Here is a 24,829-nt window from a genome sequence, read left to right as displayed (position 1 = left end):
TCCATGTCACTTTGAGTGCCCACACAGATTGTCTGATAAATTGTTAAAGAGCAGTTGCGACGCGCTTTAGCGCTCTGTCGCGAGGTCCCGTATAATACGTTTTCCTCATTCAGAGTCAAGCGCTTATTTTGCTTTTCTCTGTCGGCTTCAACGTTATCTTTCGCCGTTGAATCCTGCTGCCCCGGCGGCTTGCTTGCCGTTGTTCCGTGTCAGTGGAGGCGCATTATAGGGGGTAATTCTGAAGTGACAAGGATAAATTCAAAAAAAGAATTCAATCGCTCACTTTTCAACCAAATCAGGTGTTGAGCTTTAATTCTTGCCTGGTTTTTAAACAAAAACGAGCCCGCTGGGCCCGTTTTTGTCGTTTTGTGACTTACTGCACTGCCACGATACGGTCGTCTTTCACTACCAGCTCGACGGTTTTACCCGGAATCAGCTCACCGGAAAGTATCTGCTGGGCCAACGGGTTCTCAATCTGCTGCTGAATAGCGCGTTTCAGTGGCCGCGCGCCGTATACCGGATCGTATCCGTTGGCGCTGAGCAACTTCAACGCCTCATCGGACATCCGCACTTCATATCCGCGCTCTTCCAGACGTTTATACAGACGCTGCAGCTGGATCTGGGCAATAGAAGCAATGTGTTTCTCACCCAGCGGATGGAAGACCACCACTTCATCGATACGGTTGATGAACTCCGGACGGAAGTTCTGGCTGACAACCCCCAGCACCAGGTCCTTCATATGTCCGTAATCCAGCTCGCCGAACCGTTCCTGAATCAAATCGGAACCGAGGTTCGAGGTCATGATGACCACCGTGTTACGGAAGTCGACCGTTCTCCCCTGGCCATCGGTGAGGCGCCCGTCGTCGAGTACCTGCAGCAGAATGTTGAACACATCCGGGTGCGCTTTTTCCACTTCATCCAGCAGGATGACGGAATAAGGACGACGGCGCACCGCCTCGGTCAGGTAACCGCCCTCTTCATAACCGACGTATCCCGGAGGCGCACCGACCAGACGCGAGACGGAGTGTTTCTCCATAAACTCGGACATATCGATACGCACCATTGCGTCGTCGCTGTCGAACATAAAGTTAGCCAGCGTTTTACACAGCTCGGTTTTACCGACCCCGGTCGGACCGAGGAACAGGAATGAACCAATCGGCCGGTTAGGATCGGACAGCCCGGCACGGCTACGGCGAATAGCGTTAGATACTGCTTCAACCGCCTCATCCTGACCAATCACCCGATGATGCAGTTCCTGCTCCATACGCAGCAGTTTGTCACGCTCGCTTTCCATCATGCGGGAGACCGGGATACCGGTCCAGCGGGCCAGCACTTCGGCGATTTCAGCATCCGTCACTTTATTACGCAGCAGACGCATGGTTTTTCCTTCGGACTGAGTGGCTGCCGCCAGCTGTTTCTCCAGTTCCGGAATTTTGCCGTACTGCAGCTCGGACATCCGCGCCAGGTCACCGACGCGACGCGCCTGTTCGATGGCGATTTTCGCCTGCTCCAGCTCGGCTTTGATGGTCTGGGTGCCGGAGAGGGACGCTTTTTCCGCTTTCCACTCTTCTTCCAGCACCGAGTACTGCCGTTCTTTATCCGCCAGCTCCTCGTTGAGCATATCAAGACGCTTCAGACTCGCCTCATCAGACTCTTTCTTCAGCGCCTGCTGCTCCAGTTTCAACTGGATGATACGGCGATCGAGACGGTCCAGCTCTTCCGGCTTCGAGTCGATCTGCATACGGATGCTGGACGCCGCTTCATCGATAAGGTCGATGGCTTTATCCGGCAGCTGCCGGTCGGCAATGTAGCGATGCGACAAGGTCGCCGCCGCCACGATAGCCGGGTCGGTGATCTGCACATGGTGGTGCAGTTCATAACGTTCTTTCAGACCGCGCAGAATAGCGATGGTATCTTCTACCGACGGCTCGGCGACGAACACCTTCTGGAAGCGGCGCTCCAGCGCAGCGTCTTTTTCAATGTACTGACGGTATTCGTCAAGCGTCGTCGCCCCGACGCAGTGCAGTTCACCACGCGCCAGCGCCGGCTTCAGCATGTTGCCCGCGTCCATCGCGCCGTCGGCTTTACCAGCGCCAACCATGGTATGCAGTTCGTCGATAAACAGAATGACGTTGCCTTCCTGTTTCGACAGGTCGGTCAGCACGCCTTTCAGACGCTCTTCAAACTCACCGCGGTATTTCGCCCCGGCCACCAGCGCGCCCATATCCAGCGCCAGCACCCGGCGGCCTTTCAGCCCTTCCGGCACTTCGCCGTTGACGATACGCTGCGCCAGGCCTTCGACGATAGCGGTTTTACCCACCCCGGGTTCACCAATCAGCACCGGATTGTTTTTAGTACGGCGCTGCAGTACCTGAATGGTACGGCGGATCTCTTCATCACGGCCGATAACCGGGTCCAGCTTGCCCTGTTCGGCACGCTCGGTGAGATCGACGGTAAATTTCTTCAATGCCTGACGTTGGTCTTCGGCACCCTGATCGTTCACGCTTTCACCTCCGCGCATTTGTTCAATCGCCTGAGTCACGTTGGCGGTTGTTGCTCCGGCGGATTTTAAAAGGTCGGTCAGCGTACCGCGTGATTCAAGCGCCGCCAGAACAAACAGTTCTGACGATATAAAGTTGTCCTTTTTCTTTTGCGCCAGCTTGTCGCAAAGGTTCAGGATCCGCACTAAATCCTGAGAAGGTTGCACATCGCCGCCGGTGCCTTCCACCTGCGGTAAACGACTCAGAGCCTGTTCGATGTCAGTGCGCAGTTTCCCGGCATTCACGCCCGCCGAGGTTAATAAAGGACGTACCGATCCCCCTTCCTGATTCAGCAAGGCGCTCATTAAATGAAGAGGTTCGATGAATTGGTTGTCGTGCCCGAGTGCAAGCGACTGGGCATCGGCAAGAGCAAGCTGGAATTTATTGGTAAGACGATCCAGACGCATAACTCCTCCCATAACAGGTCAAATTTGCTACTGGAGATTAAATGAGGTCATCCCTCAATTATTCAAGGTTAAAGACCTGAACTATGCGAAAAATAAGTTTGCCTTCTGGATCGTCTTGATTCTCTAGGTTATATCAGCCAAATGAAACTTGCCATACGACCGGTGGTCTTGTCGCGCCGGTAAGAGAAAAAATCATCCTTTTCGCTTAGCGTGCAGCGATCGCCGCCGAAAATCTGCTCAACGCCGACGTTTGCCAGGCGCTGCCGAGCCAGCTGGTAGATATCAGCAAAATATTTTTCGCCTGCCGGACGAAAAGCCTGATGCGCATTCTCATCCTTAGCCATAAAAGCGTCGCGAACTTCTGGGCCCACCTCAAACGCCTGCGGACCGATGGCGGGTCCCAGCCACGCCATAATGTTTTCGGCTTTATCGGCGAAACGGGCGACCGTCTCTTCCAGAACCCCTTCACATAAGCCGCGCCATCCCGCATGCGCCGCGGCGACTTCGGTACCGGCGCGGTTACAGAACAGGACCGGCAGGCAGTCAGCGGTCATCACCGCGCAGACAGTCCCTGGCGTACGGCTATAAGAGGCATCCGCGCGTTTCGACGGATAGGGTCCGCCGTCCAGCGTGAGCACATCGGTACCATGAACCTGCTCCAGCCAAACCGGGTAAGACGGTAAGCCGCCGGCGGCAAACATCCTCCGCCGGTTTTCTTCGACATGCTGCAGATTGTCGCCGCAATGGGCGCCCAGGTTGAGCGAGTCATAGGGCGGCAGACTCACGCCGCCGATGCGGGTAGAACTACAGGCCGCCACGCTGCCGGGCATTGGCCACTGCGGTACAATCAGTTTAGTCATAACCAGTCAATATCGTCCTTATGGGCTTCAAAATCGGCGCGCATCGCCTCGATGAGCTCGACCATATCTTGTGGGATGGGCGCGTGCCACTCCATTTCAATGCCGGTAATCGGGTGGTACAGACGTAGCATGGTGGCGTGCAGCGCCTGGCGGTCGAATTTACGCAGCGCGGTGATGAACTCCTCCGACGCGCCCTTCGGCGGACGCGGGCGGCCGCCATACACCTGGTCGCCTACCAGCGGATGGGTGATATGCGACATATGCACGCGGATCTGATGCGTACGACCGGTTTCCAGACGCAGGCGCAGGCGGGTATGGATGCGGAAATGTTCCATAATGCGGTAGTGGGTCACCGCCGGTTTGCCCATCGGGTGCACCGCCATATGGGTACGCTTGGTCGGATGACGGCTGATCGGTTCTTCAACCGTACCGCCGGCGGTCATATGACCGATCGCCACCGCTTCGTATTCACGGGTGATCTCGCGCAACTGCAGCGACTCCACCAGCCGGGTTTGCGCTGGAATGGTTTTCGCCACCACCATCAGACCGGTGGTGTCTTTATCCAGACGGTGGACGATACCCGCACGCGGCACATCGGCAATAGGCGGATAGTAGTGCAGCAGCGCATTCAGCACAGTACCGTCAGGGTTGCCCGCGCCAGGATGTACAACCAGATCGCGCGGTTTGTTGATCACGATGATGTCATCATCTTCGTAAACGATATTGAGCGGAATATCCTGCGGCTGGAAGCGCGCCTCTTCTTCGATTTCCACATCGATAGCGATGCGTTCTCCCCCCAGCACTTTTTCTTTCGGTTTATCGCCAATGGTGCCATTGACTAATACGCGTTGGTCGAGGATCCATTCTTTTATCCGCGATCGCGAATAATCAGGGAACAATTCGGCCAAAGCCTGATCTAAGCGTTGACCGAGTTGATTTTCGGTCACCGTTGCGGTGAGTTGTACTCGTTGTGCCATATACAGCTTCTTCGTTTAACGTTGGGTTTTACGGCTTTGCCGTTTAATATAGTGTGCTATTGTAGCTGGTCTTAATCGGGAGCAGGAACAGAGATTCTCCCGCATAAACATTTTGAGGAAGTCAAAACGTCATGACGCGCATGAAATACCTGGTGGCAGCCGCCACACTGAGCCTGGCTTTGGTGGGTTGCTCCGGCTCTAAGGAAGAGGTGCCTGATAATCCGCCGAATGAAATCTACGCGACCGCCCAGCAAAAACTGCAGGACGGTAACTGGAAACAGGCGATAACGCAACTGGAAGCGTTGGATAACCGTTATCCATTCGGCCCTTATTCCCAACAGGTACAGCTGGATCTGATTTATGCGTATTACAAAAACGCCGATCTGCCGCTGGCTCAAGCGGCCATCGATCGCTTCATGCGCTTGAATCCCACCCATCCGAACATCGACTACGTCATCTATATGCGCGGCCTGACCAACATGGCTCTGGATGACAGCGCCCTGCAGGGCTTCTTCGGCGTCGATCGTTCCGACCGCGATCCGCAGCACGCGCGCGATGCCTTCAATGACTTCTCCAAACTGGTACGTGGCTACCCGAACAGCCAGTATGCCACGGACGCCTATAAGCGCATGGTATTCCTGAAAGATCGCCTGGCGAAGTATGAGCTGTCGGTGGTGGATTACTACACCGACCGCGGCGCATGGGTTGCCGTCGTTAACCGCGTGGAAGGTATGATGCGTAACTATCCGGATACCCAGGCCACCCGCGATGCCCTGCCGAAGATGGAAAATGCCTATCGTCAAATGCAGATGAATGCTCAGGCGGACAAAGTCGCGAAGATTATCGCCGCGAACAGTAAGAACACCTGAGCCTGACTCATGGATCGCAAACGGCAGCCACTGGCTGCCGTTTTTTTATTCGTTATCCTGGTTAGCTGAAGCGGTTTAGCGTCGAGTTAACTCATCAAATATGGCCTGCTTTGGCAGGTTCGACAAGTAAAATCTCACTTCTTCCTGCCCTGTCTCACAAAATGAATTCGTTGACAAAAAGTGACAATAAAACGTGATTTAGATCACACATTTTGACATTAGGAAAGGTATGCTGGATTCACCAAGACGGGAAAGACAAGAGGTAAAATTTATGACAATGAACATTACCAGTAAACAAATGGAAATTACTCCGGCAATCCGCCAGCATGTCGCAGACCGTCTCGCCAAACTGGATAAGTGGCAAACTCATTTAATTAACCCGCACATCATTCTGTCTAAGGAGCCGCAGGGTTTTATCGCCGATGCAACCATCAACACGCCAAACGGCCATCTGGTTGCCAGTGCGCGTCATGAAGATATGTACGCCGCCATTAACGAATTGATCAACAAGCTGGAACGGCAGCTCAATAAAGTGCAACACAAAGGGGAAGCCCGCCGCGCCGCGACGTCGGTGAAAGAGGCAGGCTTTGTGGAAGAAGAAGAGTAATCCTTAACTTAAGTTGTGTCATGCCACGCGCCTTCGGGCGCGTTTTTTATTGACAGAGTGAAAACAGTACAGGTACTGTAATCCCCACTACTTAAAGGAATTCATCATGAAACTCGTCCCGTTCTTCTTCGCATTCTTTTTTACCTTCCCCTGACCGGGAGGCAATTCGTCGTATAAGAAAGAATGCGAAGACGAACAATAAGGCCTCCCACCCGGGAGGCCTTTTTTATTGGATAACAACAAAGGCAACATCTATGACCGAGGAAAACCCATTACTGGCGCTGCGCGACAAGATAAGCGCGCTGGATGAGAAACTGCTTGCTCTGCTGGCGGAGCGTCGCGGGCTGGCTGTTGAGGTTGGTAAAGCCAAACTGGCCTCCCATCGCCCGGTGCGTGATATTGACCGCGAACGCGATCTGCTGGAGCGTCTGATGACCCTCGGCAAGCGCCATAATCTGGACGCTCATTACATCACCCGCCTGTTCCAGCTGATTATCGAAGACTCTGTACTGACCCAGCAAACCCTGCTGCAGCAGCATTTGAATAAAATTAACCCGCATTCGGCTCGCGTGGCGTTCCTCGGTCCCAAAGGCTCTTATTCGCATCTGGCGGCGCGTCAGTACGCCGCTCGCCACTTTGAGCAGTTTATTGAAAGCGGCTGCGCGAAGTTCGCCGATATTTTTAATCAGGTGGAAACCGGCCAGGCCGATTACGCCGTAGTGCCGATTGAAAACACCAGCTCCGGCGGGATCAACGATGTCTACGATCTGCTGCAGCACACCAGCCTGTCGATCGTAGGCGAGCTGACGATCCCTATCGATCATTGCGTACTGGTCAGCACCTCGACGGATGCCGATAAAATTCAGACCGTCTACAGCCATCCGCAACCGTTCCAGCAGTGTAGCCAGTATCTGAGTCGCTACCCGCACTGGAAGATTGAATATACCGAGAGCACCTCAGCGGCGATGGAAAAAGTCGCGCAGGCGAACGCCCCGACCGTCGCGGCGCTGGGCAGCGAAGCGGGCGGCGCTCTGTACGGCCTGCAGGTGCTGGAGCACTGCCAGGCCAACCAGACGCAGAATATTACGCGCTTCCTCGTTCTGGCGCGCAAATCGGTAAACGTCTCCGATCAGGTTCCGGCGAAGACCACGCTGTTAATGGCGACCGGTCAGCAGGCGGGTGCCCTGGTGGAAGCCTTACTGGTGCTGCGCAATCACAATCTGATCATGACCAAACTGGAATCTCGCCCCATCCATGGCAATCCGTGGGAAGAGATGTTTTATCTCGATATTCAGGCAAACCTGGACTCGCTGCCCATGCGCAAGGCGCTGAAGGAGCTGGCGGAGATCACCCGCTCCATGAAGGTTCTCGGTTGCTACCCCAGCGAAAACGTCGTGCCGGTGGATCCGGTTTAACGTTCGCGGAACGGTAATTTCTTCATCCCTGCCACCGCCACCGGCAGGGTGAAGATGGCGCCGGACAGCGGATACTGCGCCAGCTCATCGTCCTCCATGTTTTCCCGGGTGGTGGTGATATAGAGCGTTTGCATATCCGCCCCGCCAAAGCAGACCATCGTCGGGCAACGTACCGGCATCGGGTAGGACTCCAGCTCCTCACCCTGCGGAGAGAAACGGGCGATCCGCCAGCCGTCAAACATTGCGCTCCAGTAACACCCCTCCACGTCAATCGCCGCCCCGTCCGGTATCCCTTCGCCAGGCTGAAAACGGCGAAAGACTTCGCGCCGGCCAGGCTCACCCTGCTCATCCAGCGGCGTACGGTAGATCACGGCGTTCGGCGTATCGGAGGTATACATCCAGCGCCGGTCGGCGCTAAACGCCAGACCGTTGGCGCCATGGATGTTACACTGGATCACCGTCGGCTTCAGGTCGTTATCGACCCGCATCAGCAGCGCGCCGTTATAATCCCCCGGGCCCCAGAAGGTGCCGGCATAAAAGCGCCCATCGCGATCGGTCCCACCATCGTTAAACCGCGCCAGTTCCGGATTGCTCGGGTTATCGCAGACTTTACGCCGTAGCAGACCGTGGGCGTCGGTCAGCCAGATACCGCTGCGCAATGCAACGATAAACCCACCCTTCTCGCGCAAGGAAAAACAGCCGACCTCCTCCGGAAATTGCAGCACCTGGTGTTCGCCGCTGCGGGTATCGTAGCGGTGAATTTCACATTCCATAATATCAGCCCAGTAGAGGGCCTGCTCTGCCTCGCTCCAGGTCGGGCATTCCGGCAGGTATCCGGTGTAGTCAAACAGCGGTTGTGGTTCAGCCATCGTTGTCATCCCTATAAAAAAAGCCAGCGGTCGCTGGCTTTATTGTATACACCTTTTTCGCTTTACTGCCGATTATCGTTCGCCTGACGCAGCAGCGTGCGGCTCTCGCTCTGGAAACGCTGCGCGTAATCGCCAAACCAGTGTTCGACTTTACGGAAGCTATCGATAAACGCCTGCTTATCGCCCTGCTCCAGCAGACCGATCGCCTCGCCAAACCGCTGGTAGTAGCGCTTAATCAGCGCCAGGTTGTTTTCCGAAGACATAATAATGTCGGCGTAGAGCTGCGGATCCTGGGCAAACAGACGGCCCACCATCGCCAGCTCCAGCCGGTAAATGGGTGACGAGAGCGCCAGCAACTGCTCAAGGCGCACATTCTCTTCCGCCAGATGCAGCCCATAGGCGAAGGTGGCAAAGTGGCGCAACGCCTGAATAAAGGCCATGTTCTGATCGTGCTCCACCGCGCTGATGCGATGCAGGCGCGCGCCCCAGACCTGAATTTGCTCGAGGAACCACTGATAGGCCTCTGGCTGGCGGCCATCGCAGTAGACCACCACCTGCTTGGCAAGGCTGCCGCTGTCCGGACCAAACATCGGGTGCAGGCCGAGTACCGGGCCCTGATGCGCCGCCAGCATCGCCTGCAGCGGCTCTGCTTTAACCGAGGCAAGGTCGACCAGAATGCAATCCGCCGGCAGCGGCGGCAGCCTGGCGATCGTCTCCACGGTGGTGTGAATCGGCACGCTGACAATGACCATGCCGGCATCGGCGACGATATCCGTCGCCCGCGCCCAGTCCTCTTTTTCCAGAATGCGCACCTGGTAGCCGGACAGCGTTAACATCTTCTCAAACAGACGCCCCATCTGCCCGCCGCCGCCGACGATCACTACCGGCCGCAGATTCGGGTAAAGGGTTTTGAAGCCTTTGTCGTTTTCGCTGGAATAGGATTCGCGCATCACGCGACGCAGAATGTCCTCGATCAGATCCGGTGGAACGCCGAGCGCAGCCGCCTCTTCACGCCGGGAGGCGAGCATCGCCGCCTCGCGTTCCGGGACGTAAATCGGCAGGCCATACTGGCTCTTCACCTCGCCGACTTCGGCCACCAGTTCCAGGCGCTTAGCCAGCAGGCTAAGCAACGCTTTATCTACTTCATCAATTTGATCGCGTAACGCGGTCAGTTCAGCAACCATACTTTCCTCTTACACCAAACGGGCCGCCAGGTGGCCGCGGAGATCCTTATCCAGTTCACGCAGTAGCGCATCGGTGGTTTCCCAGCTGATGCAGGCATCCGTTACCGAAACGCCGTATTTCATCGCCTCACGCGGCTGTTCAGAGGACTGATTGCCCTCGTGGATATTACTCTCGATCATCAGGCCGATAATGGAGCGATTGCCATCTTTAATCTGCGCGACAACGGATTCAGCCACGGCCGGCTGGCGGCGGAAATCTTTATTGGAGTTCCCATGACTGCAATCTACCATCAGCGACGGCTTCAGTCCCGCCTGCGCCATCTCTTTTTCGCATTTCGCCACATCGTCCGGACCGTAGTTTGGCGCCTTACCGCCGCGGAGGATCACATGGCCGTTCGGGTTACCCTGCGTTTGCAGCAGGCAGACCTGCCCGGCCTGGTTGATACCGACGAAACGGTGCGGCATCGCCGCGGCGCGCATGGCGTTGATGGCCGTGGCCAGGCTGCCGTCGGTGCCATTTTTAAAGCCTACCGGCATGGAAAGACCAGAGGCCATTTCGCGGTGCGTCTGAGATTCCGTGGTTCGCGCGCCGATGGCGGACCAGCTGAACAGATCCCCAAGGTACTGCGGGCTGTTGGGATCCAGCGCTTCCGTCGCCAGCGGCAGTCCCATATTCACGAGCTCGACCAGCAGACGACGCGCAATCTTCAGGCCGCCTTCAACATCAAACGAACCATCCATATGCGGATCGTTAATCAGCCCCTTCCAGCCGACGGTAGTACGGGGTTTTTCAAAATAGACGCGCATCACCAGGTAGAGGCTATCGCTGACCTCTTCGGCAAGGGCTTTAAACCGACGAGCATATTCGATCGCAGCTTCCGGATCGTGAATGGAGCAAGGACCGCAGACCACCAGCAGGCGCGGATCGCGGCCGGCGATGATATCGGAGATGGTTTCACGGGCGTGCGCGATCTGCGCTTCCTGTTCAACGCTCAGGGGGAATTCCGCCTTCAGTTGCTCCGGGGTCATTAACACATGTTCGTCGGTAATATGTACGTTATTCAGCGCGTCTTTTTGCATGATTGCGATCCTGTGTAGCTCGTTTGCGATAGGGGTTGCCTCAGCGGGCATGACGTAACGATACCATACAAAGTAAAGAATTCAATCCATATTCCGTAAATTTTACTTTACACCAATAAATTAATTGGCACTTACCACGGCATTAAACGTACAAAAATATTTACACATAGCGAAATCGCGCCAAAATGGCTCATCAGAGCCATCGGCATTACGAAAAATCCTGGTGAGATTTGTCCCAAAGCAAAGGGCGCATCTAATGACGGGTTTTGCTATCAGTGATATTCTTCGCCGGGCATCGGCAGCGGCTTTTCCCGCGCCAGGGCGAATTTGACGGAAGCGTTAATGACAGTATTACACCGTCTTTTATTGACTGTATTTTTTCTCATCGCGGTATCTCCTGTTTTTGCTGCCGGACCTTCAGAACATGTTCGCGCGATTGTTTCCGGGATCGTGACCTATACCCGTTGGCCGTCATTAACAGGGGCGCCGAAGCTGTGCATTTTTGCCTCATCACGCTTCACCCATAGCCTGGCTCATGAAGATCCGGATGCATTGCCCTATCAACCGGTGATAGTACGTAATAGTGAAGAAGCGTTAAAAACAACCTGCGATGGTTTTTATTTTGGCAGCGAATCGCCGACCCAACAGTCGGAATTAACTCGCCGCTATGGCTCGAGGCCGCTGTTACTCATCGCAGAACAAAATACGGATTGCTCAATTGGTAGCGCGTTTTGCCTGATCATCAACGACGACAGGGTCCGCTTCTCCGTTAATCTGGACGTTCTGACGCACAGCGGGGTTCGGGTTAACCCGGACGTCCTGATGCTTGCCCGGAAGAAACCACATGAATAAGGACTTTTCACAGACATCGCGCCCGACGTTCAAACGCGCGTTGCGTCGCATTAGCGTGATAAGCGTGGTGATTTCCATGACGCTGGTCTGGCTGCTGCTGAGCACGGCCTCTATTTTCACGCTCAAGCAGTACGCGCAGAAAAACCTTGAGCTCACTGCCGCGACCATGGGCCGCAGTCTCGAAGCCGCCCTGGTGTTTGGCGACAGCGCGGCAGCAGAGGAGACCCTCGCTTCGCTGGGGAAGCAAGGGCAGATTTCCCAGGCAATCGTGCTCAACGGCCAGAAGCAGCCCTTCGCCGCATGGCGCCACGAACCGCTGGCCAACAAAGAACAAGTGAGCGGCCTTATCAGTAAATGGCTGTTTCCGGAGCCCACGGTGCAGCCCATCTGGCACCAGGGCAAACAAATCGGCGAGCTGCGACTAACCGCGCTTGATGAACTAATTAGCCACTTTCTGGGCATCTCGATTCTGGTACTGACAGGCAGCATTCTGCTCGCCTCGTTTATCGGCCTGCTACTGACCCACTCCCTGCACCGGGGGATCGTCGCCGCCCTGCAGAGCATCACCGAGGTCGTGCATGATATTCGCGAAAACCGCCACTTCTCCCGGCGGGTGCCGGAGGAGCGTATCGAGGAGTTCCATCTGTTTGCCCAGGACTTTAACAGTCTGCTGGGGGAGATGGAGGACTGGCAGCGCCAGCTGCAGGCCAAAAATGCTCAGCTGTTGCGCAGCTCGTTACACGATCCGTTGACCGGCCTGGCTAACCGCGCCGCCTTTCGCAACGCGCTTGCCGAGCTGATGAAAAATGAAGTGGATCACCAGACCTCAGCGTTACTGTTTCTCGATGGCGATAACTTCAAATTGATCAATGACAACTGGGGACATGCGGCGGGCGATAAAGTGCTGATGGAAGTCGCCAGCCGCCTGATGACTTTCGCCGGTAAACGCCATCTGGCGTGGCGTCTCGGCGGCGATGAGTTTGCCGTTCTGCTGCGCGAGGTGCGCTCGGAAGCAGAAGTCCAGGCCCTGTGCCAGGCGCTGTCGGAACAATTTCTTCCGCCATTCAATCTGCACAATGGCCATAGCGCCACGCTCTCGCTGAGTGTCGGTTATGCCCTGGCGTGGGAGCACGCCACTGCGGAATCACTGCAAGAACTTGCCGATCAGAATATGTATCGGATGAAAAACCAACGTATCCAGCAGACGCTGAAATAATAAAGGACGCATTATGATCACGAAATATTTCGCCCCCGCCCTGATGGCGGCGGCGCTTTTGACAGGTTGCCAGGCTCCTCAGGGAAAATTTACCCCCGAGCAGGTGGCGGCGATGAAATCTTACGGCTTCACTGAAAGCAACGGCGATTGGTCCCTGGGCTTATCCGATAGCATCCTGTTTGACAAGAATGACTACCGACTACGTCCCGACAGCCGCCAGCAGATCACCCAAATGGCCTCGCGGCTGGCGACAACCGGGATAACGCATAGCCGCCTTGAAGGCCACACCGATAATTATGGTGAGGATAGCTATAACGAAGCCCTGTCGCTTAAGCGGGCCAACAGCGTAGCCGATGCCTGGGCGGAAGGCGCCCATATCCCGCGCAGTAATTTAGTCACCCGCGGCCTTGGCAAAAAATACCCGATCGCCAGCAACGACACCGCGGCCGGGCGCGCTGAAAACCGCAGGGTCACGGTGGTCATCAGCACGCCGTAAACGTCCGCTTAATCGCTGGACTTCGCCATCCTCATTGCCGTTGCCGCGCGCCAGCGCAGGTAGTCAACGGCAATGAACAACACCAGGCTGATGCCCATCAATGGCATGGCCAGACCCAGGGCTAACGCTATCCCCAGCACCAGCCCACGGGCAGGCCAGGCGAGCGACAGCCACGCCCGCAGCAGCGAATGCGCCGGATCCCAGACGGCCTGAGGCGGACGGCGCATCCACCACAGCCGGTACCCCACGGCGATGGTTACGCACAGCGTACAGCCAAACCCCACCAGCAGCAGTTGATTCGCCAGACCGAAGAGGATCCCCATATGGAAATCGACGCCCCAGCGGGTAAGTTTCGCCATCAGAGGAAAGTCGGCAAAATGGGTGCGATCCACCACCTCCATCGTGGCGCCATCGATCGCTACCGCATCCACCTGCGTCGGCCAGCGGCGGTCGATCTCATTCACCGTCCAGGCGCGTCCGTCTGATACCGGGGGACGGATCTCCAGCCGGCTGGCGTTCAGCCCCGCCTGACGGGCCACCGCCAGTGCCCGGTCAAACTGCGCGGGCTGATGCTGGGTCATGGCCATCGCCTCCCTGTGATGCCCGGCATGGGGATCGTGTGCCATCGGTGCCTCACCGTGCAGCAGGGTATTGACCTGCGGCGTCCACCAGCCGAAAGCCGCCCGCATTTTATCAACATTGCCGCCGGCCCATTGCGACCAGGTCAGGCCGGTGGCGGAGAAGAGCAGCATGCCCAGCAGTAAACTCCAGCCCAGCGTCACGTGCAGCCGACGATGATTCTGCAGGGCGTTACTGATCCGCCGTTTTGGACGCGTCATCGCCCACAGGGCAATGCCCCCCAGCGCGGCCACCCACATCCATGAGGCAGCCAGTTCGCTGTAGAGCCGCCCGCTGTCGCCCAACAGCAGCGAACGATGCGCATAGTCAATCCACTGACGCAGCGGCAGGATGCCGCTGGTGCCGTAGACCGTCATATCGCCCTTCACCCGCAGCGCGATCGGATCGACAAAAATGGCCCGGGATTCCGACTCCCCGAGACGCGGATCGGCAAACATAATGCGGGTGGTCTCGCCCACCGCGGGGGCCGGACGCACCGCCAGCAGCCGCAGATTACCCTGGGTCGCTTCCTCGGCCAGCGCAATCTGGGCGCTGAGCGGTTGCGGGGTGCCTTCGGGAAGGCCATACAGCGCATCGTGATAGAGCCAGTTTTCCAGTTGCGGCGTCGCCACATAAAGCGTACCGGTCAGGGCTGCGACAAAGATAAACGGTCCGATAAACAGCCCGATATAGAAATGGAGGCGACGCAGCAGGTTCAGCCATGCCGCGCGCGAGGTGCAGGTTGTCATACTTTTCCTTTTTTAAAGCAAAAGAGGTCGTTGCGCGGTGCGCAGATTGATTTTTATGAAAGGGAAAAAGCAGACAGCCGCGGCGGGGCGCGGGTTTCGGGGTAGAGCCAGGGAAAGTAGCGCCAGTGTTTTAATACCGGGCGAGAAGCCGGCAGGCGAATGCGCCGCAGGAGCATGGCGACGAACAGCGCCAGCGCGAAAATCAGCCCTGGGACATGGGCTAACAGCACGCAATAGCCACAGGCTTCGGCATGGTCCAGCGGCAGTTCGTGTCCGGTAGGCGTAGCACCGTCTGTGCTGTGCATCATCGCCATATCGTGGCCGGGCATCTGCGCCATACTCGCTGGCGAGCTGTCCACCATCATGGCGTGGTGCATGCCGGGCATGGCGCTCATAGGGTCTTTTTGCAGGGAGACGGAGATCAGGGGGGCCACCACGATCAGCAGGATCGCCAACAGCGCCAGCCAGGCGGCTCGCCGTTTAGGTGTCGTTTGCTGAAAACTGTTACTGACCACCGCCCCTCCGAATAGAGGGCGTATTGTAAATGATTTACATCACGATGGTTACAACAAAGATAAAAAAAGGGCCGGCCCTGAGGCCAGCCCTTTTTGTCAGGATGTCGCGAAAGCGAATCTTAGTTAAGACGCTCTTTGATACGAGCAGACTTACCAGTGCGCTCACGCAGGTAGTACAGTTTAGCTTTACGTACAGCACCACGACGTTTAACAGCAATGCTGTCAACTACCGGAGAGTGAGTCTGGAAGACACGCTCAACGCCTTCGCCGTTGGAAATTTTGCGAACAGTGAATGCAGAGTGCAGACCGCGGTTACGAATAGCGATAACCACGCCCTCGAATGCCTGCAGACGTTTTTTGGAACCTTCAACAACCCATACTTTCACTTCCACGGTATCACCCGGACGGAAGGAAGGTACGTCCTGCTTCATCTGTTCTTGTTCAAGTTGCTTAATAATGTTGCTCATAATTTAATCTCTTATCCTGGGTAAACTGATATTGGGGGCTCACGCCTGCCCATCATGTTTATGCTGCTGTTGCGCGTGTTCAGTTTTGAACTCCGCCAGCAGCTTTGCTTGCTCTTCAGTCAGAGCCAGGTTTTCCAGAAGTTCAGGTCTTCTAAGCCAGGTGCGGCCCAGCGACTGCTTCAGACGCCAGCGACGTATCTCAGCATGGTTTCCCGACAGCAATACTGGCGGTACTTCCATCTCTTCTAACACTTCAGGACGGGTATAGTGGGGGCAATCCAGCAACCCATCAGCAAAGGAATCTTCCGTTGCCGATGCTTCATGGCCCAGTACTCCCGGAATGAACCGGGAAACGGAGTCAATCAGCGTCATTGCCGGTAACTCACCACCGCTGAGAACGTAATCGCCGATTGACCATTCTTCGTCAATTTCGGTTTGGATTACGCGCTCGTCTATCCCTTCGTAACGACCGCACACCAGAATCAGTTTCTGATTCGTTGCCAGTTCGCTGACGCCCGCTTGATCAAGCTTGCGTCCCTGAGGTGACAGATAAATCACCTTCGCGCCTTCACCTGCCGCGGCTTTTGCTGCATGAATGGCATCCCGTAAGGGTTGCACCATCATTAGCATCCCCGGTCCGCCGCCGTAAGGACGATCGTCCACGGTACGGTGCCGGTCATGCGTGAAGTCGCGAGGACTCCAGCTTTCGATGCTCAGCAGGCCATTTTTTACTGCCCGGCCAGTTACCCCGTAATCGGTAATTGCGCGGAACATTTCAGGAAACAGGCTAATTATGCCAATCCACATAGCGCCGTCTTTTACCGTTTATCCGGAGAATTTAAAAACCAGGATCCCAATCTACTTCGATAGTACGCGTAGTGAGATCGACTTTCTTGATAACCTGCCCATCGAGGAACGGAACCAACCGCTCCTTGATACCAAATGCATCTTTCAGGTTTGCCTTGATGACGAGCACGTCATTAGACCCGGTTTCCATCATATCGATGACTTTACCGAGGCTATAGCCTTCCGTCGTCACTACCTGGCAGCCCATCAGGTCTTTCCAGTAGTAGTCACCCTCTTCCAGCTCCGGCAACTGCGATGAATCCACGATAATTTCGCAATTAGTCAGTAGATTCGCGGCATCACGATCGTCAACGCCTTTCAGCTTGATGATGATGTCCTGATTGTGGTGGCGCCAGCTTTCCAGCTCAACAACCTGCCACTGACCCGCCTTCTGGATTAACCAGGGCTGATAGTCAAAAATGCTTTCGGCGTCTTCGGTGGAGGAAAACACTCTGAGCCAACCACGGATACCGTAGGAAGAACCCATTTTCCCCAATACGATCGGATCAACAGGTGCTTGTGCGGTGTGTTGCTTGCTCATCATGACCACCGTGACAGATTAAGCTGCTTTGTTAGCGGCTTTGATCAGCGCGGCAACGCGATCGGAAACAGTAGCGCCCTGGCCAACCCAGTGAGCGATACGATCCAGATCCAGGCGAGTTTCTTCTTCCGCACCGTTAGCGATCGGGTTGAAGAAACCAACGCGCTCGATGAAGCGACCGTTGCGTGCATTACGGCTGTCGGTGACAACAACCTGGTAGAACGGACGCTTTTTAGCGCCGTGACGTGCTAAACGAATAGTTACCATAACATCCTCTTGTGTGAATAAAACAACCGGGCCCCATCGAGGAACGGAGCCCGGTGTCATATTAAAAGCCCGAAAATTTTACTGATTTCTGGGGAAAATGCAATCAGCAGTTGATAAGTCTGCTGTAAAAGGCAGTCGGCGGTGCAGTCAGTTCGCTGCCGGCGTGCGCGCAGCCACCGGAACGTACACGTCGTACGTGAGGATGGCGCGCACACCTCTGCGCTAAAATGACAAACAAGATAGCCTTATGCCCTTGTTTTTAACGGCCCGGGAAACCTGGAGGCATCATCCCTTTCATCCCGCGCATCATCTTCATCATGCCGCCTTTCGACTTCATCTTCTTCATCATGCGCTGCATGTCGTCGAACTGCTTGAGCAGACGGTTCACATCCTGCACCTGCATCCCACAGCCGGCGGCGATACGGCGCTTACGTGAACCTTTGATGATTTCCGGCTTAGCGCGCTCTTTCAGGGTCATCGAGTTGATGATCGCTTCCATACGCACCAGCACTTTGTCGTCCATCTGCGCTTTGACGTTGTCCGGGATCTGGCCCATACCCGGCAGCTTGCCCATCAGGCTGGCCATGCCGCCCATGTTTTTCATCTGGCGCAGCTGCTCCAGGAAGTCGGTGAGGTCGAAGCCGTCGCCTTTCTTCAGCTTGGAGGCCAGCTTCTCGGCCTGCGCGCGGTCGACTTTACTCTCGATATCTTCGATCAGCGACAGCACGTCGCCCATGCCGAGGATGCGGGAGGCGACGCGGTCCGGATGGAACGGTTCCAGCGCTTCGGTTTTCTCGCCGACGCCGAGGAATTTAATCGGCTTACCGGTAATATGGCGAATCGACAGCGCCGCGCCGCCGCGGGCGTCGCCGTCCACTTTGGTTAGCACCACGCCGGTCAGCGGCAGCGCTTCGTTAAAGGCTTTAGCGGTATTCGCCGCATCCTGGCCGGTCATCGCATCGACGACGAACAGGGTTTCAACCGGATTAATGGCGGCGTGGACGTGCTTAATTTCGTCCATCATCGCTTCGTCAACGTGCAGACGACCGGCGGTATCCACCAGCAGCACGTCGTAGAATTTGAGCTTCGCTTCTTTCAGCGCCGCGTTGACGATATCAACCGGCTTCTGCCCGACGTCGGACGGGAAGAAGTCGACGCCGACCTGCTCGGCCAGGGTCTCCAGCTGTTTGATCGCCGCCGGGCGGTAAACGTCCGCGGAGACCACCAGCACTTTCTTCTTATGCTTCTCGCGCAGGAATTTCCCCAGCTTACCGACGCTGGTGGTTTTACCGGCACCCTGCAGGCCCGCCATCAGCACCACCGCCGGCGGCTGCGCCGCCAGGTCGAGGGTCTGGTTCTCTTCGCCCATCGCCGCCACCAGCTCGTTGCGGACGATTTTGACGAACTCCTGACCCGGGGTCAGGCTTTTATTGACTTCATGGCCGACCGCGCTCTCTTTGACGCGGCTGATGAAATCACGTACCACCGGAAGCGCAACGTCCGCTTCCAGCAGCGCCATGCGCACTTCGCGCAGGGTGTCTTTAATATTGTCTTCTGTAAGGCGTCCGCGGCCGCTAATGTTGCGCAGCGTACGCGACAAACGATCGGTTAAATTATCAAACATTGTCTCTCGCCTGAGGTGGAAACGGTCGGTCGCCGCAGCGACACACAAAACGAATGTGGCGGAGTATAACACGACATCAATCTGAATGTGCTGCAACGGTTGGAGCAGAGGCCTGCTGACGTTATACTGCTTCTCTTTCTTATTTAGCCAACAGCCGACACCTATGCCTGTTTTTGCTCTACTCGCCCTTGTCGCCTACTCCGTCAGCCTCGCGCTGATTATCCCCGGCCTGCTGCAAAAAAACAGCAGCTGGCGGCGAATGGCGATTTTATCTGCGACTATCGCGTTGATCTGCCATGCTTTTGCGCTGGAAGCACGGATATTCCCCGGCGGCGAGAGCGGGCAAAACCTCAGCTTACTGAACGTCGGGTCGCTGGTGAGCCTGATGATCTGTACGGTGATGACTATCGTGGCCTCGCGCAATCGCGGCTGGCTGCTGCTGCCTATCGTCTATGCCTTCGCGCTGATCAACCTGGCCTTCGCCACCTTCGTGCCTAACGAATATATCACCCACCTGGAAACCACTCCGGGGATGCTGGTGCATATCGGCCTGTCGCTCTTCTCGTACGCCACGCTGATCATTGCCGCGCTGTATGCGCTACAGCTGGCGTGGATCGACTACCAGTTAAAGAACAAAAAGCTGGCCTTCAGCAGCGAAATGCCACCGCTGATGAGCATTGAGCGCAAAATGTTCCACATTACTCAGGTCGGCGTAGTGCTGCTGACTCTGACGCTGTGCAGCGGCCTGTTCTATATGCACAATCTGTTCAGCAGCGAAAACATTGATAAAGCGGTGCTGTCGATTATTGCGTGGTTCGTCTATATCGTCCTGCTATGGGGCCACTATCATGAAGGGTGGCGAGGACGTCGCGTGGTCTGGTTCAGCGTCGCTGGCGCCGGTCTGCTGACGCTGGCCTATTTTGGTAGCCGCGTGCTGCAACAGTTCGTGAGCTAAGTCTTTTAAGGAATCCTACGTGGAACATATCTCCACCACCACGCTGATCATAACGCTGATCGTCATGGTGATTATCTCTGCCTATTTCTCCGGCTCCGAAACCGGCATGATGACGCTGAACCGCTACCGGCTGCGTCATATGGCGAAACAAGGCAACCGCCCCGCCAAGCGCGTGGAGAAGCTGCTGCGCAAGCCGGACCGCCTGATTAGTCTCGTGCTCATCGGTAATAACCTTGTCAACATTCTCGCCTCGGCGCTGGGCACCATCGTCGGCATGCGCCTGTACGGCGATGCCGGCGTCGCGATCGCCACTGGCGTACTCACCTTTGTGGTGCTGGTATTTGCCGAAGTCCTGCCGAAAACCATCGCCGCCCTCTATCCGGAAAAAGTTGCCTACCCCAGCAGCTTCCTGTTGGCGCCCCTGCAAGTGCTGATGATGCCGCTGGTGTGGCTGCTGAATACCATCACCCGCATACTGATGCGCATGATGGGCATCCGCACCGATACCGTCATCAGCAGCGCCCTGAGCAAAGATGAACTGCGCACGATTGTGAATGAATCCCGTTCACAAATCTCACGACGCAATCAGGACATGCTGCTGTCGGTGCTGGACCTGGAGAAGGTCAGCGTTAACGACATCATGGTGCCGCGCAATGAGATTGTCGGCATCGACATCAATGACGACTGGAAATCTATCGTCCGCCAGCTGACCCACTCCCCACACGGCCGCATTGTGCTCTACCGCGATTCGCTGGACGATGCCATCAGCATGCTGCGCGTCCGCGAAGCCTACCGACTGATGACGGAGAAGAAAGAGTTCACAAAAGAGATCATGCTGCGGGCGGCAGATGAGATCTACTTTGTTCCTGAAGGGACGCCGCTCAGCACCCAGCTGGTGAAATTCCAGCGTAATAAAAAGAAAGTCGGTCTGGTTGTCGATGAATACGGCGATATTCAGGGGCTGGTCACCGTAGAAGATATTCTTGAAGAGATTGTCGGCGACTTCACCACCTCCATGTCACCCACCCTGGCGGAGGAAGTGACCCCGCTCAACGACGGCACCGTGATAATCGACGGCAGCGCCAACGTTCGCGAAATCAACAAAGCGTTCAACTGGCACCTGCCGGAAGATGAAGCGCGCACCATCAACGGTATCATCCTTGAAGCGCTGGAAGAGATCCCGGTCCCGGGCACCCGCGTGCGCATTGAGCAGTATGATATTGATATTCTCGACGTGCAGGACAACATGATCAAACAGGTGAAAGTGATGCCGGTGAAATCATTACGCGAGAGCGTCGCGGAGTAGCGCGAGCGAAGGAATTAACCTCACGGTGGGCTGCGGCCCGCCGTTTTTTTATCTCGCGCCGGGGAGCGATGACATAAAAAACGGCCGCCCGCGGGCAGCCGTTGAGCAAGGCAGCAAACGTTATTTCGCTTTTGCTACCGTCACCATCGCGGCGCGAATGGTGCGGCCGTTCAGGGTGTAACCTTTCTGCATCACGGCCAGCACGTTGCCCGCCGCCACGTCTTCAGACTCGACCATCGCAATGGCCTGGTGGACGTTCGGATCCAGCGGAACGTTGGTGTCGGCGATCACTTCCACGCCGAACTTACGCACTACGTCCAGCATAGATTTGAGGGTCAGTTCGATCCCTTCCACCATCGGCGCCAGCTCCGGGTTAGCCTTGTCAGCCACTTCCAGCGCGCGGTCCAGGCTGTCGATTACCGGCAGCAGTTCATTGACGAATTTTTCCAGCGCGAATTTGTGCGCTTTCTCGATATCCTGCTCGGTACGACGACGCAGGTTATCTTCGTCGGCTTTGGCACGCAGCATCACTTCACGTTCACGTTTCTGCGCTTCAGCCAGCTGGGCTTCCAGATTCGCAATTTTTTCATCGCGCGGATCCACCTGCTCAGCCGAAACTTCAGGCTCTACCGCCTCAACGTCGTCGTGCTGCTCCGTGATAATTTCTTCCGGGGCTTGCCCCTCAGGCGTTTTCTGTTCTTTACTACTCATGAATTTCTCCGCGTTTTTTTCGCATTCATCTCGCTAACTTCGCTTATTATGGGGATCAGTTTCCGGGTTTCAAGGGAAGCGGACAGATTGTCACTATTTCATTTAACGCAAGGACATCCAGATCATGAAGAACCATTTCAAGTGTATCGGCATTGTGGGACATCCTCGTCACCCCACCGCCCTGACCACACATGAAATGCTCTGGCGCTGGCTGTGCAGCAAAGGGTATGAAGTGCTGGTTGAACAGCAGATCGCCCATGAACTCCAGCTCAGCAACGTGAAAACCGGCACGCTGGCGGAGATTGGCCAACAGGCCGACCTCGCGGTGGTCGTGGGCGGCGACGGCAATATGCTCGGCGCGGCGCGGACTCTGGCCCGTTATGACATTAACGTCATCGGCATTAACCGCGGCAACCTCGGCTTTCTCACCGACCTGGACCCGGACAACGCCCTGCAGCAGCTCGCCGACGTGCTGGAAGGCCACTACATCGCCGAGAAACGCTTTCTGCTGGAGGCCCAGGTGTGCCAGCAGGATTGCCAGAAACGCATCAGCACCGCCATCAACGAAGTGGTGCTGCACCCCGGCAAAGTGGCGCATATGATTGAGTTCGAAGTCTATATCGATGAAGTCTTCGCCTTCTCCCAGCGCTCCGATGGCCTGATAATCTCCACCCCGACCGGCTCCACAGCCTATTCGCTGTCGGCCGGCGGCCCGATCCTCACCCCGTCGCTGGACGCCATCACCCTGGTGCCGATGTTCCCGCACACCCTCTCGGCGCGACCGCTGGTGATCAACGGCGACAGCACCATCCGCCTGCGCTTCTCTCACCGCTGCAGCGATCTGGAGATCAGCTGCGACAGTCAGATTGCCCTGCCGATCCAGGATGGCGAAGATGTCCTCATCCGCCGCTGCGATTACCACCTCAATCTGATTCATCCAAAAGACTACAGCTATTTCAATACATTAAGCACCAAGCTCGGCTGGTCGAAAAAATTGTTCTGATTTACATCGCTGCCTCTTTACTGGATAAAAAACCAGTCTATACTGTACGAAAACACAGTATTGGTTTTTCATACAGGAAGGCAGCTATGTTGGCGCAACTCACCATCAGTAATTTTGCTATCGTTCGTGAACTGGAAATTGATTTCCACAGCGGTATGACCGCCATCACCGGGGAAACCGGCGCCGGGAAATCCATTGCCATCGACGCGCTGGGGCTGTGCCTCGGCGGCAGAGCGGAAGCCGACATGGTGCGTCGCGGCGCTACCCGTGCCGACCTGTGCGCGCGCTTCGCGCTGAAAGATACCCCGGCCGCCCAGCGCTGGCTGGAAGAGAACCAGCTGGAGAGCGGGCGTGAGTGTTTACTTCGCCGGGTGATCAGCGCCGACGGCCGCTCGCGCGGCTTCATCAACGGCACCGCCGTCCCGCTCTCGCAGCTGCGCGAGCTGGGCCAGCTGCTGATCCAGATCCATGGCCAGCATGCGCACCAGCTGTTGACCAAACCCGAACACCAGAAAACGCTGCTCGACGGCTATACCGGTGAGTATGCGCTCACTCAGCGTATGGCCGAGCACTATCGCCAGTGGCACCAGAGCTGCCGCGAGCTGGCCCAGCATCAGCAGCAGAGCCAGGAGCGCGCCGCCCGCGCCGATCTGCTGCAGTACCAGCTTAAAGAACTGAATGAATTTAACCCGCTGGCGGGAGAGTTTGAGCAGATTGACGAAGAGTACAAGCGCCTGGCCAACAGCGGGCAGCTGCTCAGCACCTGCCAGCATGCCCTGACGGTTCTGGCGGACGGCGAAGAAGCCAATCTGCAGAGCCAGCTTTATACCGCGAAGCAGCTGGTCAGCGAGCTGGTGGGTATGGACAGCAAGCTTTCCGGCGTGCTGGATATGCTGGAAGAGGCGGCCATTCAGCTCAGCGAGGCCAGCGACGAGCTGCGCCACTACCATGACCGTCTGGACCTTGATCCTAACCGTCTGTTCGAACTTGAGCAGCGGATTTCCCGGCAAATCGCGCTGGCGCGTAAACACCAGGTGATGCCGGAAGAGCTGCCGACGGTTTATCAGGCGATGCTCGAAGAGCAGCGCCTGCTGGACGACAGCGCCGGCTCGCTGGAATCCCTCAGCCAGCAGGTGGTCGAACATCATCAGCTGGCGCTGGAGACCGCGCGTCAGCTGCACGCCCTGCGCCAGGCCAGCGCCGACGAGCTGACCCAGCTTATCACCGAGAGTATGCACTCACTTTCGATGCCGCATGGGGTCTTCGCGATTGAGGTCGCTTTTGATGAACGCCATCTCACCGCCGACGGCGCCGATCATATTGAGTTCCGCGTCACCACTAACCCGGGTCAGCCGCTGCAGCCGATCGCGAAAGTGGCCTCTGGCGGCGAATTGTCGCGTATTGCGCTGGCGATTCAGGTGATCACCGCGCGTAAAATGGAAACCCCGGCGCTCATCTTCGACGAAGTGGACGTCGGCATCAGCGGCCCGACCGCTGCCGTGGTCGGCAAGCTGCTGCGCCAGCTGGGCGAGTCCACGCAGGTGATGTGCGTGACCCACCTGCCGCAGGTCGCAGGCTGCGGCCACCATCATTTCTTTGTCTGTAAAGAGACTGATGGCGAGATGACCGAAACCCATATGCAGCCGCTGGATAAGCGTGCTCGTCTGCAGGAGCTGGCTCGCCTGCTGGGCGGCAGCGAGGTCACGCGCAACACCCTGGCAAACGCGAAAGAGTTGCTTGCGGCGTAAACTTTTTGATTTTCACAGGGTCATAGTGAACAGCAAATTGCCTGCTGACCGCAGCCGGAGGTTTCCATCGGCGCGAAGGTCTATTATTATCGGCATATTACAGATGA

General features: G+C 56.5%; 25 protein-coding genes and 1 other annotated feature. Of the genes, 11 read left to right on the top strand and 14 right to left on the bottom strand.

Going from position 1 to position 24,829, the window contains the following annotated elements; all coding sequences use genetic code 11:
* Window positions 1–373: 373 nt before the first annotated feature.
* From clpB to rluD, 3 genes are all read right to left on the bottom strand, one after another.
* A complete protein-coding gene (clpB, locus tag ABLU73_RS24010; protein ID WP_004206837.1) occupies window positions 374–2,947 on the bottom strand; it encodes an ATP-dependent chaperone ClpB in 2,574 nt (857 codons plus the stop codon).
* A 128-nt stretch (window positions 2,948–3,075) separates the two neighbouring features.
* On the bottom strand, window positions 3,076–3,807 hold the full coding sequence (yfiH, locus tag ABLU73_RS24005; RefSeq protein WP_023318894.1) for a purine nucleoside phosphorylase YfiH: 732 nt from the start codon (window positions 3,805–3,807) through the stop codon (window positions 3,076–3,078).
* Entirely contained in the window at window positions 3,804–4,784 is a 981-nt protein-coding gene (rluD, locus tag ABLU73_RS24000; protein WP_004206840.1) for a 23S rRNA pseudouridine(1911/1915/1917) synthase RluD, read from the bottom strand. Before rluD ends, yfiH begins: the two co-directional genes overlap by 4 nt.
* A 131-nt stretch (window positions 4,785–4,915) precedes the next feature.
* Between rluD and bamD the strand changes: the two genes are divergently transcribed.
* From bamD to pheA, 4 genes are all read left to right on the top strand, one after another.
* Entirely contained in the window at window positions 4,916–5,653 is a 738-nt protein-coding gene (bamD, locus tag ABLU73_RS23995; RefSeq protein ID WP_004145664.1) for an outer membrane protein assembly factor BamD, read from the top strand.
* Between the two features lie 271 nt (window positions 5,654–5,924).
* A complete protein-coding gene (gene raiA / locus ABLU73_RS23990) occupies window positions 5,925–6,260 on the top strand; it encodes a ribosome-associated translation inhibitor RaiA (RefSeq protein ID WP_002914111.1) in 336 nt (111 codons plus the stop codon).
* 105 nt (window positions 6,261–6,365) lie between these two features.
* Window positions 6,366–6,490: a sequence feature (Phe leader region), on the top strand.
* Window positions 6,367–6,414 (top strand): pheA operon leader peptide PheL, encoded by a 48-nt coding sequence (gene pheL / locus ABLU73_RS23985; RefSeq protein ID WP_100250063.1) that lies wholly within the window; start codon window positions 6,367–6,369, stop codon window positions 6,412–6,414. (Overlaps the previous feature by 48 nt.)
* A 24-nt stretch (window positions 6,491–6,514) precedes the next feature.
* Window positions 6,515–7,675 (top strand): bifunctional chorismate mutase/prephenate dehydratase, encoded by a 1,161-nt coding sequence (gene pheA, locus ABLU73_RS23980; RefSeq protein WP_049092790.1) that lies wholly within the window; start codon window positions 6,515–6,517, stop codon window positions 7,673–7,675.
* Here the strand turns inward: pheA and ABLU73_RS23975 are convergent.
* The 3 genes from ABLU73_RS23975 to aroF form a co-directional block, all read right to left on the bottom strand.
* Window positions 7,672–8,544 (bottom strand): SMP-30/gluconolactonase/LRE family protein, encoded by an 873-nt coding sequence (locus ABLU73_RS23975; RefSeq protein ID WP_114505791.1) that lies wholly within the window; start codon window positions 8,542–8,544, stop codon window positions 7,672–7,674. The two genes, pheA and ABLU73_RS23975, sit on opposite strands and share 4 nt — an antisense overlap.
* A 62-nt stretch (window positions 8,545–8,606) precedes the next feature.
* Window positions 8,607–9,728, bottom strand: a complete 1,122-nt coding sequence (tyrA, locus tag ABLU73_RS23970; protein WP_049003974.1) for a bifunctional chorismate mutase/prephenate dehydrogenase — start codon at window positions 9,726–9,728, stop codon at window positions 8,607–8,609.
* A gap of 9 nt (window positions 9,729–9,737) precedes the next feature.
* A complete protein-coding gene (gene aroF / locus ABLU73_RS23965; RefSeq protein WP_060656637.1) occupies window positions 9,738–10,808 on the bottom strand; it encodes a 3-deoxy-7-phosphoheptulonate synthase AroF in 1,071 nt (356 codons plus the stop codon).
* Between the two features lie 342 nt (window positions 10,809–11,150).
* On the opposite strand from aroF, the gene ABLU73_RS23960 reads away from it, so the two are divergent.
* The 3 genes from ABLU73_RS23960 to ABLU73_RS23950 are packed head-to-tail and all read left to right on the top strand — an operon-like array spanning window position 11,151 to window position 13,372.
* Window positions 11,151–11,660, top strand: coding sequence for a YfiR family protein (locus ABLU73_RS23960; RefSeq protein WP_017900644.1), 510 nt, complete (start codon window positions 11,151–11,153; stop codon window positions 11,658–11,660).
* On the top strand, window positions 11,653–12,876 hold the full coding sequence (gene dgcN, locus ABLU73_RS23955; protein WP_004206845.1) for a diguanylate cyclase DgcN: 1,224 nt from the start codon (window positions 11,653–11,655) through the stop codon (window positions 12,874–12,876). The genes ABLU73_RS23960 and dgcN overlap by 8 nt, the downstream gene beginning before the upstream one ends.
* Before the next feature lie 13 nt (window positions 12,877–12,889).
* A complete protein-coding gene (locus ABLU73_RS23950) occupies window positions 12,890–13,372 on the top strand; it encodes an OmpA family protein (protein WP_017900643.1) in 483 nt (160 codons plus the stop codon).
* A gap of 8 nt (window positions 13,373–13,380) precedes the next feature.
* On the opposite strand, the gene ABLU73_RS23945 is transcribed toward ABLU73_RS23950, so the two are convergent.
* The 7 genes from ABLU73_RS23945 to ffh form a co-directional block, all read right to left on the bottom strand.
* Entirely contained in the window at window positions 13,381–14,739 is a 1,359-nt protein-coding gene (locus ABLU73_RS23945; RefSeq protein WP_264924774.1) for a PepSY-associated TM helix domain-containing protein, read from the bottom strand.
* A gap of 53 nt (window positions 14,740–14,792) precedes the next feature.
* Entirely contained in the window at window positions 14,793–15,254 is a 462-nt protein-coding gene (locus tag ABLU73_RS23940) for a DUF2946 domain-containing protein (RefSeq protein WP_264924773.1), read from the bottom strand.
* 119 nt (window positions 15,255–15,373) lie between these two features.
* On the bottom strand, window positions 15,374–15,721 hold the full coding sequence (rplS, locus tag ABLU73_RS23935; RefSeq protein WP_002914145.1) for a 50S ribosomal protein L19: 348 nt from the start codon (window positions 15,719–15,721) through the stop codon (window positions 15,374–15,376).
* A 39-nt stretch (window positions 15,722–15,760) separates the two neighbouring features.
* Window positions 15,761–16,528: a tRNA (guanosine(37)-N1)-methyltransferase TrmD gene (gene trmD / locus ABLU73_RS23930; protein ID WP_002914147.1), complete on the bottom strand. Its 768-nt coding sequence runs from the start codon at window positions 16,526–16,528 to the stop codon at window positions 15,761–15,763.
* Between the two features lie 31 nt (window positions 16,529–16,559).
* On the bottom strand, window positions 16,560–17,108 hold the full coding sequence (gene rimM, locus ABLU73_RS23925) for a ribosome maturation factor RimM (protein WP_004150977.1): 549 nt from the start codon (window positions 17,106–17,108) through the stop codon (window positions 16,560–16,562).
* A gap of 18 nt (window positions 17,109–17,126) precedes the next feature.
* Window positions 17,127–17,375: a 30S ribosomal protein S16 gene (gene rpsP / locus ABLU73_RS23920; protein ID WP_002914149.1), complete on the bottom strand. Its 249-nt coding sequence runs from the start codon at window positions 17,373–17,375 to the stop codon at window positions 17,127–17,129.
* 259 nt (window positions 17,376–17,634) lie between these two features.
* Window positions 17,635–18,999 carry a signal recognition particle protein gene (gene ffh, locus ABLU73_RS23915; protein ID WP_002914152.1) on the bottom strand — a complete coding sequence of 455 codons (1,365 nt, stop codon included), beginning with the start codon at window positions 18,997–18,999 and terminating at the stop codon, window positions 17,635–17,637.
* A gap of 163 nt (window positions 19,000–19,162) precedes the next feature.
* Here ffh and ABLU73_RS23910 point away from each other — a divergent pair, with 163 nt between their 5' ends.
* Both ABLU73_RS23910 and ABLU73_RS23905 read left to right on the top strand, forming a co-directional pair.
* Window positions 19,163–19,954, top strand: a complete 792-nt coding sequence (locus ABLU73_RS23910; protein WP_002914153.1) for an inner membrane protein YpjD — start codon at window positions 19,163–19,165, stop codon at window positions 19,952–19,954.
* A 19-nt stretch (window positions 19,955–19,973) separates the two neighbouring features.
* Window positions 19,974–21,260, top strand: a complete 1,287-nt coding sequence (locus ABLU73_RS23905) for an HlyC/CorC family transporter (RefSeq protein WP_023318900.1) — start codon at window positions 19,974–19,976, stop codon at window positions 21,258–21,260.
* 120 nt (window positions 21,261–21,380) lie between these two features.
* Here ABLU73_RS23905 and grpE read toward each other — a convergent pair whose 3' ends face one another.
* Window positions 21,381–21,971, bottom strand: a complete 591-nt coding sequence (gene grpE / locus ABLU73_RS23900) for a nucleotide exchange factor GrpE (RefSeq protein WP_004174800.1) — start codon at window positions 21,969–21,971, stop codon at window positions 21,381–21,383.
* 124 nt (window positions 21,972–22,095) lie between these two features.
* Between grpE and nadK the strand changes: the two genes are divergently transcribed.
* Together nadK and recN are read left to right on the top strand one after the other, a co-directional pair.
* A complete protein-coding gene (nadK, locus tag ABLU73_RS23895) occupies window positions 22,096–22,974 on the top strand; it encodes an NAD(+) kinase (protein WP_002914158.1) in 879 nt (292 codons plus the stop codon).
* 86 nt (window positions 22,975–23,060) lie between these two features.
* A complete protein-coding gene (gene recN / locus ABLU73_RS23890; RefSeq protein ID WP_348850466.1) occupies window positions 23,061–24,722 on the top strand; it encodes a DNA repair protein RecN in 1,662 nt (553 codons plus the stop codon).
* The last annotated feature ends 107 nt before the right edge of the window (window positions 24,723–24,829 follow it).

It is taken from the genome of Klebsiella sp. GG_Kp175, from assembly GCF_040062325.1.
GTDB lineage: Bacteria > Pseudomonadota > Gammaproteobacteria > Enterobacterales > Enterobacteriaceae > Klebsiella > Klebsiella quasipneumoniae.
This window is presented reverse-complemented; position numbering and strand designations above follow the sequence as displayed.